Raw genomic sequence first — 12,216 nt, forward strand, 5'->3', positions numbered from 1 at the left:
CCATCCCCTACAGTCCGTTCACCGGCACCTTCAGCATCGGGCGCCCGGAAGCGTCAGTCGGTATCTCGCCAGCCCGCATGTTCACTTGCAGTGACGGCAGGATCAGCTTTGGCATTGCCAAGGTGGCGTCGCGCGCGGTGCGGAACCGGACAAAGTCCTCTTTCGTTGCACCGCGGCCCACGTGAATGTTGTGTTCCTTTTCTTCGGCCACCGTCGTTTCCCAACGAATGTCCCGGCCATTCGGACCGTAATCATGGCACATGAAAAGGCGCGTTTCATCCGGAAGAGCAAGCACCTTCTGGATGCTGTCATAAAGCACACCGGCATCACCGCCCGGGAAATCGGCACGGGCTGAACCTCCGTCCGGCATGAAGAGCGTGTCGCCCACAAAGGCCGCATCGCCGATCACATGGGTCATGCAGGCGGGGGTATGGCCCGGCGTATGCAGGGCGACCGCTTGCAGCGCGCCGATGGCATAGGTGTCGCCATCCTTGAAAAGCGCGTCGAACTGCGATCCGTCACGCTGGAATTCCGTCCCCTCGTTGAAGACCTTGCCAAAAGTCTCCTGCACGACGGTAATCTTTTCACCGATACCGATCTTCCCGCCCAGCTTGTTCTGGATATAGGGCGCAGCGGACAAATGGTCGGCGTGGACATGGGTCTCGATCAGCCATTCCAGATGCCAGCCCTTGGCTTGGACAAAGGCGATGATCTCATCGGCATGGTCATGGGTGATCCGGCCAGCCGCATAATCGATATCCATGACGGAATCGATCACGGCGCAAGCATCGGATTGCGGGTCACGCACGACATAGCTGATCGTGTTGGTGGCAGGATCGAAAAAGCCGTGAACTTCGGGGTGAGCGGGTGTCTTTGAAATGTGCATGGCACTTTTCCTTTGGCTTGGGATCGGGTCTTGCCGCATGCAGTCCGCCGCAAGACCAGGGCTCTGGCGTCAGAGCATCTTCGTGGTGAAATACCAGTCCACCGTATTCAGCCCCTCTTGCATGCGCGCGTCTGCGGCATCGCAAGTCTGCGGCGTCGGCACGATGACCGGCTGGCCGGGGTGCCAGTTTTCGGGCGTTGCCACTTTGTGTTCAGCGGAGGTTTGCAAGGCCACGATCAGCCGGTGAATCTCGTCCACCGAACGGCCATTGGTCATCGGATAATAGACCATCGCGCGCAACTTGCCTTCGGGGTCGATCACAAAGGTTGCCCGCACGGCCTGCGTGTCGGACGCGCCCGGCATGATCATGCCATAGGCCTGTGCCACTTTCATGTCGAGGTCCGCGATGATGGGGAAATTGATCTCCACGCCGAAGCTTTGCTTGATCGACCGGACCCAAGCGATATGGGCATAGTGGCTGTCAATCGACAGGCCAAGGAGTTCGGTGTTCAGCGCGGCGAAATCGGCGGATCGGGCCGCAAAGGCCGTGAATTCCGTGGTGCAGACCGGGGTGAAATCCGCCGGATGCGAGAAGAGCACAAGCCACTTGCCCTTGTAATCCGCGAGAGACTTCACGCCATGTGTGGTCAGCGCGGTGAAATCCGGTGCGGGTTCGTTCATCCTCGGCAGGCCAACAGGCGTCTGGGTCGCGGTAACTGGGGTGATGGCGTTCATGGTGTCCTCAAAGGGTCATTGTTGCGATGGATCTGGGATAAGTCTTCTAGACAAATCGGTGAAATTGATTATAAAACTATCAATAATAGAGAAAATCTATGATTAATCATGACAACACTCCGCCAGCTTCGCTTTCTGGTTGCAGTTGCTGACACCCTCAACTTCTCACGCGCGGCAGAACTCTGCCACGTCACGCAGCCGACGCTTTCCGCAGGCCTTAAGGAACTTGAAGATCACCTTGGGGTCGCCGTCGCAGAACGCTCCAAGCGCCGGGTCATGCTGACGCCTGTTGGTGAGGAACTGGTGCGGCGGGCGCGTATTGTGCTGACCGATGTGGCGGACATGGAAGCGGTAGCACGTGCGCAGGCCGGTATAGGACAAGGGGAACTGCGGCTGGGCGTCATCCCTACGGTAGGGCCATTCCTGATCCCACGTGCCATGCCCATGCTGCGCGAAAGCTGGCCCGAGCTTCGACTGTTCCTTCGTGAGGAATTGACTGAACAACTGTTGGAAGGGCTCGCTGAGGGCAGGCTGGACCTCATCATCATCGCACTGCCCCATGACGTCGGCAGTATCGAGACAGAGTTCCTATTCGAGGACGGCTATCAGCTTGCAACACCCATCGGCCATAGCCTTGCCGGGAACCCGGATGTGACCGGCGCTCTTCTGGCTGGCGCATCACTTCTGCTTCTGGAAAAAGGTCACTGCTTGCAACGCCATGCGCTGGAGGCCTATGCCGACATCCCCAGCCCGCCCGGTGATGCTTTTGCCGCTACCAGTCTGCCCACGCTTCTATCGATGGTGGAGGAAGGGCTGGGCGTTACCCTTCTTCCGCAGCTTGCTGTCGACGCGGGCATCGCGCGTGGTCATTCGATCAACTTGACGCCCTTGCCGAAGGCTTGCCCTCGCCGGGTCGTACTCGGCTGGCGGCCCACCTCTCCGCATGCCGCGCGGTTCCATCAGATCGCTGGGCTCCTCCGCGCTGCCCATCGAAGCTTGAAAGTATGAAGCTCTTCCTTTCAGGCCAAATGGTCAGAGTGTTTGAGTTGCGAGTCACTGCTTGCCCGCCAGTGTCGCCGCACAGACCGTTACGCCGCCGCAAAGCGGGCTGCTGGGCATACTGCGCGGAGGACGAACACTCATCGACGCGCGGCACACCATCGCTCTTCGGGAAAAACGGCCGAAGCCAGGCCATCTTTGCTTCCGCAAGCCAGAAAAGATTGCTCATCTTCACCCCCATCAGTTCGGGAGCTTGCCTCATTCAGCCAAGGACACGTCAAGCAGATCAATGGGTCCCAACCCTAATACTGGCATCGGCGACCCATGGGTAAGGGCCGCCGACGCCGGGCCGGATCAGGCGACCTTGCTGCGGGAAAACTGCTGATCCAGCTCGTCATCCGCGTTGAGATCGAAGGAAAAACCACCGTCATTCTGCGCCTTGGCCGGGCGAGGCGCGAACATAGCGGCTTTGCGCTCCGAAGGCTTTTTCTTGGCAGCGGGCTTCAGAGCGGCCTCGCCACCAGCGTGGCCAAGATCGAGCTTGAAGAAGCTGATCGCTTCAGTGAGAGCGGAAGCCTGCCCCGCCAGTTCGTCAGCGGTCGAGGCGATCTGCTCCGAGGCGGAGGTGTTCTGCTGGGTTACCTTATCCAGCTGCTGGATCGCGATATTGATCTGCGCTGCGCCGACATCCTGTTCCCGCGTGGCGTTCGAGATAGAGGCGATCAGATCCGAGGTGCGCTGAATGTCGGGGACCAGACGATCAAGCATCTCGCCAGCGGTTTGCGCCGTGCGAACCGTCTCGCCGGAGAGACCTGAAATCTCTTGCGCAGCCGACTGACTGCGTTCTGCCAGTTTGCGCACCTCCGCTGCCACCACAGCAAAACCGCGGCCATGTTCGCCCGCCCGAGCAGCCTCGACCGCTGCGTTCAGCGCAAGAAGGTCCGTCTGCCGCGCGATTTCCTGCACGACCAGAATCTTCTCGGCGATGGTTTCCATAGCCTTGACGGCCTTGGTCACTGCCTCACCGCTGCGCGCGGCGTCGGCCGCAGATTGCTTGGCAATGGCCTCAGTTTCGCCGGCGCTCTCGGAGTTCTGCTTGATTGTCGCGGCCATTTCCTCCACCGAGGCAGAGGCTTCCTCGGTAGAGGACGCCTGCTCCGAGGCACCTTGCGAAAGCTGTTCGGCGGTCGCAGAGAGCTCTTGGCTGCCGCTGTCAACATTACGGGCAGAGACAACCACGGCGGTCACAACTTCCTTGAGCTTGGCCGCCATATCACGGGCCGCAGCAAGGAGGCTGCCATCATCGCCCTTCCGGGTCTTGACCTCGACATCAAGATTGCCGGCAGCGATTTCGCGCAGGACAGAGCGCGCATAGTCGGGCTCACCCCCCAGAGTGCGGAAGACCGAGCGGATCATGAGGGTCGCGGAGAGAAGGCCCACGACAAGCGCGATGCCGATGATGGCGAGGACGAGGGTGCGGGCCGAGGCGTAAAGGCGGTTGCCCTCGGCTGAAGCGGCATTCGCACCGTCAATGTTGTAAGCGACAAGGGAAAAGGCGAAGTTGCTCATCCTGTTGGAAATTGGGACGGACTTCATCAAGAGATCAGTGCCGCCCTGAATATCGTTAACTCGCCATAGGGCAAGCAGACGCTCGTTCATTTCAACATACTGATCGGTTGCCGCAGACATGATGTTGAACATCTCACGCTCCCGCTCATCGCGGATCAACGGTTCATAGATGCTTTGCTGGGTCTTGATTACATTGATCAGTCGGGAAATTCTTTGCTGCTGAGCAGTCATGGCAAAAGATGAAGGGGAATAAAGCAGCTCAAACTGCGCCAGCCGCAACTCCAGGGTGGCACCTTTTGCCTTTTCAATGATATGGATTTTCGGAAGCCAATCTTCTGTGATGATCTCGGCTTGGGTCTTTATTGCGCTCATCTGTGTAAGTGCCATCACCCCAAGGCAGGCCATAAGGGAAAGAAGCAACGCAAAGATACCACCAAGCTTGGCCTTGAGGGAGATTTGCATGAGAGTTTCCTTTCAGTTCTTTGCACAAAGTCATCGACATTCATGCGCAAAATTCACAGGTTACGGTCATGATGTGATTTGATGGTTGGATCGGGCAGCCCATGAAAAAGGCGCTGATCCAAAGTGGTGCAACAATATCGGGATCTCACCTTGAAGGGCTTTTCCGATGGGTCAAGGGCGACACTCCATAACTTATAGAGTTGCCCTTAGGCGAAAGTGTTGCCGACAGATTCTGAACGTTCATCTTGGCATCACCATAACTCGCCAATATTGCAACAAAATATCTTACGTTAATCTCGTACATATGTTTAGGTTCAGGACTCGTTTTCGTTTCATTGCCAGAATATGATGGTTACCGCGCGAACGACGGCGGATAGGAAACGAGAACGTGTCCTGCCCCCCGCCCCTTCCACCAGTCACCCGCCTGCCGCCGCGCGCGGCTGGAAGTCGACGGCGTCAGCGCGGGCAGCCATGCCCGCCTGAACCCCGCGAAACCCAGCCTTGCCGTGCAGGTCCAGATGGCCACGCACAGTGGCGGCAACGCCGCCTCCTTCGTCCGCCTCGCTTGGCAGCCTGCCCGACGTCACCGGCTGGTCGACCCTGACGGGCGAGGTCGACCAACTCTTGCGCGTCAGGGTGGCCGATCTTCCCGCCCCGAACGCGCTGATCCACCACCGCCTCCTGCCCCATCCCGCCGTGGCGCGCCTCAGATCGTCTGCACCCGGCGCAGGAACTGCGCCAGCGCCGCGTCCATCGCCTCCGCCGCCCGCTCGACCGACACGACGCCCCCCAGCACATCCCCCGCCGCGCGGTTCGCGTTCTCCGAGGCCGCCTGAACCTCGGTCAGGCTGTCATTCGACTGCCCCACCCGCCCCGCCGTCCGCGACATCCGCTCGGCGATGTCATGCGTCACCTCGCCCTGCTGCGTCGCCGCCGACGCGATCCCCCGCGCCTGATCGTTCACCTGCCCGATCGAGGCCGCAATCGCCCGCATCGCCTCCGAATTCCGCTTCACCGCCGAAAGCACAGACCGCACCTCGCCCGCGATCTCGTCCGTCGACTCCGTCGTCCGCGCCGCAAGCTTGCGGATCTCGCTCGCCACAACCGCAAAGCCGCGACCCGCAGCCCCCGCATGGCTCGCCTCCACCGCCGCATTCAGCGCCAGAAGGTTCGTCTGCCGCGCAACGTCGTTGATCAGCGTCACGATCCCCGTGATCCGGCCCGCCACCTTCTCCAACTCCGCAAGCAGCGTCGCCGCATCCTCGGCCCGCAGCGCGGCGTCACCCGCCAGCGCATTCGTCTCCTGAATGCCCGCGACCACCTCGTTGATCGAACTCGACAATTGCTCCACCGCGGCCGCCACACCCGACACATCCGCCGCCGTCAACTCCGACCCTTCCTTCACATGGCTCGTCTGCCGGCTCGTTTCCTCCGCCGTCGCGGCCATCGTCTCGGCCGCCCCCCGCGCCTGCAGCGCCGCCGTCCGAAGGCTGCCGATCACCTCCGACGTCCGGCTCTGGAACTCCGTCCCCAGCCGCTTGATCGGACGCAGCAACCAGAACGACAGCAGCAGACCCGCAAGCACCACCACGACAGCCACCACGACCCCGGTCGTCATGGCCGAGCGAGTCGCCTCATCCGCCACCGCCATGACCTCGGCCCGCTCCACCATCGTCAGGATCGACCAGTCCAGCCCCGGAATCTCCAAGGGCCGATAGGCCGCGACAACCTCGACACCACGGTGATCGGGGGCCACCATCGCCCCCCGCTCCCCGGCCGCCGCCGCCGCCGCGATCACCCCCGGCACGGGTGCCGCAAGGTCCATACCCTCGGCAAAGCGCGGCGCCGACCTGACCCCGCCCTCCTGCCCAAGGATGAAGGCATCCAGCGTCTCTCGCTCGTACTCGCTGGGTGCGAGGATTGCCGTCCCGAAATCGATGGGAAGCTGGAAGATCATTACCCCGACCAGCGTCCGCCGTTCCTTCACCGGCACCACAAGGAAGAAGGCCTGCGCCCCGTAGGACGGCTCATAGGCCTCGAAATCCGTCACCAGATAGGGCTCTTGCCCCTGCGACTTGAGCATCGCCTGAACCGCGCCGCCAAGGCCCGTCGCGGCATAGGGCCCAGTCGTCAGCGAGGTGCCGAAATCCACCTCCTTGTAGACCGAATAGATCACCCGCCCCTCATGCGGCTCCACGAAGAGGATGTCATAGAACCCGTGCCGCTCCATGAAATCGCGAAAGACGGGGTGCAAAGCCGCATGCATCTGCGAATAGCGGCTGCCATCCCGCGCATCGTTCAGCATCTGCTTCTGTCCGACCTTTGCCTTGTTCTTCCCGATATACAGGTGCTGCAACGCTGCCCCCACCGGGTCCAACCCCGCCATCCAGCGCGCGCTGTCCGCCTCGGTCGCACCGGGCGTGTTCTCCCGCTGATGGGCATAGCGCGCCTGCAGCGCCGCCATGTCCGGCTCCACCGCCCCCGGCAGGCCAAGCTCATCCGCCGCCTCGTCCAGATCGGCCAGCAGCTTCACCTTCTCTGGCATCTTCGCAAGCCCGGTGCCCAGATCGACCAGATCCCCGAAATACCGTTCGATCGCCGCGCCCCGCAATTCGGCCGAGGTCTGGATCTCTTCGGTGACGGTCTCTTGGGAAAGGCTGGCCAGACGATCGATGTCGATCTTCATCACGATTGCCATCGGAAGCAGCCCCGCCAGAAGCAGGGCGATAGAGATCTTCCACTTGAAACGCATTGCAATATCCCTTGCACGCACAACACCTTGCGCCAAGGCAACGGCAACCGGTTGCATCGATTTAGGGCAAAGGGCCACACCCACCTCCAATGGGTAGGCCGCCCCCCGACCAATGATCGCTAACATTTTCCGCGCCCCATACCCGAAAACGGCCCGGACAGCCGCCCCACCCCGATCTCATTCTGAAACCCGCTCTCAGGCCGCCCCCAACCGCCGCCACGCCACGGAAAACGCGCCAACTCATCCCCAACGGCCCTCTAATCGCTCGGAAATCCACGCCGTTACATATCCGACACACGGGCTTTGGGTCGGGGAGAGCAGTTGACTTGAACTATCGGAAATCCCACCTATCCTTCTTGCAACCGGTTACGAATCTCAGAGCGGGAATGCCATCCCCGCGTGACCAGTTGGTTCAACAACGTGCCGGAACAAAATCCGGCCTGCGTCTTTCCTGAAGAAATGATCTGAACGGAGCCGTCGCCCTTGACCCCGCCTCATGGACCGAGCACCCCCGCCGCCACGCGCGCGCTGCTCGACACGCCTCCCGAAGATGTCTTTGACAACTTCACCCGCCTCGCCTCCCGCCTCCTGCGCGCGCCGGTCTCGCTCGTCTCGCTGATCGACACGGACGGCGACCGCCAGTTCTTCAAAAGCCAGTGCGGACTGCCCGCCCCATGGTCGGAAACCCGCCAGACCCCCCTTAGCCATTCCTTCTGCAAACTGGTCGTCGACAGCACCAGCCCCCTGCGCATCACCGACAGCCGCACCGACCCCCGCGTCGCGGGCAATCCGGTGATCGACCTGCTCGGCGTCGTGGCCTATCTTGGCGTCCCCGTCCGCGCCGATGACGGTCAGGTGATCGGCTCCTTCTGCGCCATCGACAGCACACCCCGCGACTGGACAGAGGATGACCTCGACGCCCTCTCCCGCCTAGGCCGCAGCGTGAACGACCAGATCCGCCTGCTCTCTGCCGTGCAGGACCTCGACCGCACGCGTCACGATCTCGCCAAGGAACGCGACCACCTCGCCCATGTCCTTGAAACCGTGCCGGTCGCCGTCCTCTCTGTCGGCCGCGACGGCTGCATCACCGTCACCAATGACGAATGCCGCCGCGTCCTCGGCCTGACCCCGGAGGAAGTCGCCCGCCGCCGCTTCGACGATGACCGCTGGCAGATCGAGGCCGTCGACGGCGGCCCCTTCCCCGCCGAAGATCTCCCCGTCGCCCGCGTCCTGCGCGAAGGCCGCCCCCTGCGCGACATCCGCCACGCCATCCTCTGGCCCGATGGCCAGCGCCGCATCCTCTCGATCAACGCCTCGCCCCTCACGGACGGCGGCATCACCACCGCCGTCGTCTGCGCCGTCGAGGACATCACCGACCACCTCGCCGCCAACCAGCGCATCGAAGAGGCCCGCCAGCGCGCGGAAGAGGTCAGCCGCGCGAAATCCCAATTCCTCGCCAACATGAGCCACGAGATCCGCACCCCGCTCAATGGCGTCCTTGGCATGGCTGAGGTGCTGCACGGCACCGTGCAAACGCCCGATCAACTGCGCATGGTCGCCACCATCCGTCAGGCGGGCGAAACGCTGCTCTCCGTCCTGAACTCCATCCTCGACATGTCCAAGATCGAGGCGGGCAAACTCACCCTCGACAATGTCCCGATCCGCCTGCCCGACATCGTCTTCGCCGCCGAATCCCTCCACCGTCTCCGGGCCGAGGAAAAGGGCCTCGACTTCGAGGTCCTCTGCAGCGGTGGCAAGATGCAGCCCCGCTTGGGCGACCCCCATCGCCTCACGCAGATCCTCAACAACCTGCTCAGCAATGCCATCAAGTTCACCGACAAGGGCGAAATCCGCCTCATGGTCTCGGCCAAGCCCGACCGCCCCGTCCAGATCGAAATCAGCGACACGGGCATCGGCATGACGCCCGAACAGGTCGCCCGCGCCTTCGACTGCTTCGAACAGGCCGAAGGCAGCACCGCGCGCCGCTACGGCGGCACGGGGCTCGGCCTGTCCATCGTCCGGCAACTCGCCCATCTCATGGGCGGGGAGGTCAAGATCGACAGCCGCCTTGGCCAAGGCACCACCGTCCGGGTGACGCTGCCCCTCCCCCCGGCTGCTACGGCCGATGTTCCGGTCCCGCCCCCGACCGACTGGATCGCCCATGTCACGCTCACGGGTCGCCGCATCCTGATCGCCGACGACAACCCCACCAACCTCCTCGTCCTGAACGAGATGCTGGCCCCCACCGGCGCCGCCATCGTCGGCGCCACCAACGGGGCCGAGGTGGTGGCAGCATGGCAGACCGCCCGCGCCGAGGCCCGGCCTTTCGATCTCCTGCTCCTCGACATCCGGATGCCGGTCAAGGACGGCCTGACCGCCCTGCAGGAGATACGCGCCCACGAACAGGTGCACAGCCTTTCCCCCGTGCCCGCCATCGCCGTCACCGCCAATGTCATGCCGCAACAGGTGAAGGACTATCTCGCGGGCGGCTTCTCCACCCACCTCTCCAAGCCCCTCCTGCGCGCCGACCTCCTGCGCGCCGTCACCGCAACGCTCGGCACACGGGTCGAAACGGCACACTGAAACAAAAGGCGCAGCCTGCGCAGCGCCCATTCAACCGACCAATTCAGGGAAATCTGGTGGAGCAGAGGGGGATCGAACCCCTGACCTTATCATTGCGAACGATACGCTCTCCCAACTGAGCTACTGCCCCATCCGCGGGCCGCGTTCTGGCCCAGCGGCACGCGATTGTCAAGCCACCCCCGCCGGTCTCAGGCACTCGGCACGGCGACATGCGACCGGACAAAGGCAAGGATCTCCGCCGCAGGCCGCGCCCCCGCCAGCCGCGCCACCTCGCGCCCGCGATGATACAGGATAAGCGCGGGAATACCCCTGATCCCAGCCCGCTGCGCCACCGCCTGATGCGCCTCGGTGTCCAGCTTCCCGAACCGCAAGGCAGGCGCCGCCGCCTTCGCCGCCTTGGCGAATTCGGGTGCCATCATCCGGCACGGCCCGCACCACGCCGCCCAGTAATCCACCAGCAGCGGCAGATCGTCCCCCCGCACCGCCTTGTCATGCGCCGTGGCATCCAGTTCCAGCACCCGCCCATCCGCCAGCGCCGCCCCGCAGACCCCGCATTTCGGCCCCGCCGCCAGTCGCGCGGCAGGCACGCGGTTCATCTGCCCGCATGCCGCACAGCACAGCTTCACCCCTTCCGCCATTGCGGCCTCCATCAATTCCATTTGCAGAATATGTTGGAACCCGCGCGCGGAAGATCAAGCCCCTTCATCCGTTCTCAAATATCCTCAAGGGGTGAATTGGCCGGCACGGCCAAGAGGGGACGGAACGTCCCCTGACACCCAAGCAGCCTCGGCCCGCCGCCCCGCCGGATCACCCGCGGTCACAGGAAATCCTGCTCCACCTCGCTCACGTCGATCCCCAGCGCCTCCAGCCCCGCCTCGAGGTTCTCCGCCAGATGCGGCATCCCCATCAGATAGCGATCCGTCGGCACCGTCGCCTCGGTATAGGCCGTCTCCACCGCCGCCTGATAATCCTCAGGCTCGAAAGCCCCCCGCCCGACCCATGCGATGGCCGTCAGATGCGCCTTCTCGTCATCGTTCAAGGCATCGATGAAGGCATGCAGCTCCTCATCCGCCGCATCCCCCTCGCGGAACTGGTAAATGATATGCACCACCTTCTCCGGGCTGATCTCCAGCATGGCACGACTCCTTCCGCCTTCGGGTTGATCGTCACCCCGCCAGCCCCGGCATGCAAGCCCTAACCCGCCAGCGCGCCCCCCGCCGCATAGGCCACCGCCCCCGCCAGCGTCGCCAGCACGACCGACCGCCGCCACAGCCAGACCGCAACCACCGCCGCCGTCCCCAGTCCCGGTGCCAGCACCGCGCCTCCCGCTACGAAAGGCAGGGACGACGCCACGAACAACGTCGCAATCGCCGCAGGCCCGACCGAGGCAAGGAACCGCCCCAGCATCCCCCCTTCCGCCCCCGACCCAAGGCCAAAGCGGATCGGCAGATAGCGAAAACCCCAATTCGCCGCCCCCACGATCAGCGCAAGCGCCAGAACCTCCCACCTCATCCTCGGCCCCTCCGCACCACCCCGGCCAGCGCCCCGGCCACCATGCCGCCAAGGATGCCCGCCGTCGCCGACACCGCCATCGTCCCGCCCACGCAGGCCAGCCCCGCCACCGCGATCACCGGCACCTGCGGCCGCGTCAGGATCGACAGCAGCAGCGCAAGGAACAGGGCAGGCAACAGGAAGGACAGCCCCGCCTCCAGCACGGGCCAGCCATCCAGCGCCCCGCCCCCCGCCAAGGCCCCCGCCACCGTCCCGCCCACCCATGCCGCATAGGGCAGCAGGCCCAGCCCGAACATCCCGGCTTCCGAAAACCGCTTCCCCCGCGCGATCTCGCCCAGCGCCGCGCCGAAGACCTCATCCGTCAGGCCCCATGCCCAGGCCCAGGCGTGCCGCTTCCCGGCCCCCTGCCCCGCCGCCTTCATCAGCGCAGGCCCGTAAAGCACATGCCGCAAGTTCATCGCGATCAGGGTGAAGGCCGCCACCGGCAGCGCGGCGCCCGATGTCAGCAAGGCCAGCGCAAGGAACTGCGACGCCCCCGCATAGATGATGACGGACAGCGCCGCCGCCTCCCACCCGCTGAAGCCCGCCCCGGTCGCCGCCACGCCAAAGGCGAAAGCGATGGGGAAATACCCCAACCCGATGGGCAGCGCCGTGACCAGCCCTGCGGTGAACGTCTCCTCGCCCTGCGCGTCCATGATCCCTCCAGCCCCGTCGCAGG

Annotated in this window: 11 protein-coding genes, 1 tRNA gene and 2 pseudogenes; 3 read left to right on the forward strand and 11 right to left on the reverse strand. The window is 63.7% G+C overall.

Features of this window, described 5'->3' with window-relative positions; all coding sequences use genetic code 11:
- Positions 1–7 precede the first annotated feature (7 nt).
- Both TabM4_RS14815 and TabM4_RS14820 read right to left on the reverse strand, forming a co-directional pair.
- Positions 8–886 carry an MBL fold metallo-hydrolase gene (locus TabM4_RS14815; protein ID WP_434622101.1) on the reverse strand — a complete coding sequence of 293 codons (879 nt, stop codon included), beginning with the start codon at positions 884–886 and terminating at the stop codon, positions 8–10.
- Positions 887–955: 69 nt separating this feature from the next.
- Positions 956–1,621, reverse strand: coding sequence for a peroxiredoxin (locus tag TabM4_RS14820; protein WP_434613920.1), 666 nt, complete (start codon positions 1,619–1,621; stop codon positions 956–958).
- Between the two features lie 108 nt (positions 1,622–1,729).
- Between TabM4_RS14820 and TabM4_RS14825 the strand changes: the two genes are divergently transcribed.
- Entirely contained in the window at positions 1,730–2,629 is a 900-nt protein-coding gene (locus TabM4_RS14825) for a LysR substrate-binding domain-containing protein (protein WP_434613923.1), read from the forward strand.
- Between the two features lie 130 nt (positions 2,630–2,759).
- Here the strand turns inward: TabM4_RS14825 and TabM4_RS14830 are convergent.
- From TabM4_RS14830 to TabM4_RS14840, 3 genes and pseudogenes are all read right to left on the reverse strand, one after another.
- A pseudogene (locus TabM4_RS14830) lies at positions 2,760–2,849 on the reverse strand (IS5/IS1182 family transposase); the annotation flags it as partial.
- 125 nt (positions 2,850–2,974) lie between these two features.
- Positions 2,975–4,651, reverse strand: coding sequence for a methyl-accepting chemotaxis protein (locus TabM4_RS14835; protein ID WP_434613926.1), 1,677 nt, complete (start codon positions 4,649–4,651; stop codon positions 2,975–2,977).
- A gap of 416 nt (positions 4,652–5,067) precedes the next feature.
- Positions 5,068–5,238 (reverse strand): hypothetical protein, encoded by a 171-nt coding sequence (locus tag TabM4_RS14840; protein WP_434613929.1) that lies wholly within the window; start codon positions 5,236–5,238, stop codon positions 5,068–5,070.
- Here TabM4_RS14840 and TabM4_RS14845 point away from each other — a divergent pair.
- Positions 5,183–5,308: pseudogene (locus TabM4_RS14845) on the forward strand (hypothetical protein); the annotation flags it as partial. The gene TabM4_RS14840 and the pseudogene TabM4_RS14845 sit on opposite strands and share 56 nt — an antisense overlap.
- A 49-nt stretch (positions 5,309–5,357) precedes the next feature.
- Here the strand turns inward: TabM4_RS14845 and TabM4_RS14850 are convergent.
- Positions 5,358–7,403, reverse strand: a complete 2,046-nt coding sequence (locus TabM4_RS14850) for a methyl-accepting chemotaxis protein (RefSeq protein WP_434613932.1) — start codon at positions 7,401–7,403, stop codon at positions 5,358–5,360.
- A gap of 483 nt (positions 7,404–7,886) precedes the next feature.
- Between TabM4_RS14850 and TabM4_RS14855 the strand changes: the two genes are divergently transcribed.
- Complete coding sequence (locus TabM4_RS14855; protein ID WP_434613935.1) at positions 7,887–9,986, forward strand: ATP-binding protein; 2,100 nt, start codon at positions 7,887–7,889, stop codon at positions 9,984–9,986.
- Positions 9,987–10,040: 54 nt separating this feature from the next.
- Here TabM4_RS14855 and TabM4_RS14860 read toward each other — a convergent pair.
- From TabM4_RS14860 to TabM4_RS14880, 5 genes are all read right to left on the reverse strand, one after another.
- Positions 10,041–10,116, reverse strand: a tRNA-Ala gene (locus TabM4_RS14860).
- A gap of 58 nt (positions 10,117–10,174) precedes the next feature.
- Positions 10,175–10,636, reverse strand: a complete 462-nt coding sequence (trxC, locus tag TabM4_RS14865; protein WP_434613938.1) for a thioredoxin TrxC — start codon at positions 10,634–10,636, stop codon at positions 10,175–10,177.
- A 167-nt stretch (positions 10,637–10,803) separates the two neighbouring features.
- A complete protein-coding gene (locus tag TabM4_RS14870) occupies positions 10,804–11,121 on the reverse strand; it encodes a DUF3775 domain-containing protein (protein WP_434613941.1) in 318 nt (105 codons plus the stop codon).
- 59 nt (positions 11,122–11,180) lie between these two features.
- Positions 11,181–11,498: an AzlD domain-containing protein gene (locus tag TabM4_RS14875; RefSeq protein WP_434613944.1), complete on the reverse strand. Its 318-nt coding sequence runs from the start codon at positions 11,496–11,498 to the stop codon at positions 11,181–11,183.
- Entirely contained in the window at positions 11,495–12,193 is a 699-nt protein-coding gene (locus tag TabM4_RS14880; RefSeq protein WP_434613947.1) for an AzlC family ABC transporter permease, read from the reverse strand. The genes TabM4_RS14875 and TabM4_RS14880 overlap by 4 nt, the downstream gene beginning before the upstream one ends.
- Between the last annotated feature and the right edge of the window lie 23 nt (positions 12,194–12,216).

The organism is Tabrizicola sp. M-4 (genome assembly GCF_051132405.1).
Lineage (GTDB): Bacteria > Pseudomonadota > Alphaproteobacteria > Rhodobacterales > Rhodobacteraceae > Paragemmobacter.

Coding starts and splice junctions, on each gene's coding strand:
- TabM4_RS14870 (WP_434613941.1), bottom strand. CDS start 11,121: ATGCTGGAGATCAGCCCGGAGAAGGTGGTGCATATCATTTACCAGTTC.
- TabM4_RS14825 (WP_434613923.1), top strand. CDS start 1,730: ATGACAACACTCCGCCAGCTTCGCTTTCTGGTTGCAGTTGCTGACACC.
- TabM4_RS14880 (WP_434613947.1), bottom strand. CDS start 12,193: ATGGACGCGCAGGGCGAGGAGACGTTCACCGCAGGGCTGGTCACGGCG.
- TabM4_RS14835 (WP_434613926.1), bottom strand. CDS start 4,651: ATGCAAATCTCCCTCAAGGCCAAGCTTGGTGGTATCTTTGCGTTGCTT.
- TabM4_RS14850 (WP_434613932.1), bottom strand. CDS start 7,403: ATGCGTTTCAAGTGGAAGATCTCTATCGCCCTGCTTCTGGCGGGGCTG.
- trxC (WP_434613938.1), bottom strand. CDS start 10,636: ATGGAGGCCGCAATGGCGGAAGGGGTGAAGCTGTGCTGTGCGGCATGC.
- TabM4_RS14875 (WP_434613944.1), bottom strand. CDS start 11,498: ATGAGGTGGGAGGTTCTGGCGCTTGCGCTGATCGTGGGGGCGGCGAAT.
- TabM4_RS14815 (WP_434622101.1), bottom strand. CDS start 886: ATGCACATTTCAAAGACACCCGCTCACCCCGAAGTTCACGGCTTTTTC.
- TabM4_RS14820 (WP_434613920.1), bottom strand. CDS start 1,621: ATGAACGCCATCACCCCAGTTACCGCGACCCAGACGCCTGTTGGCCTG.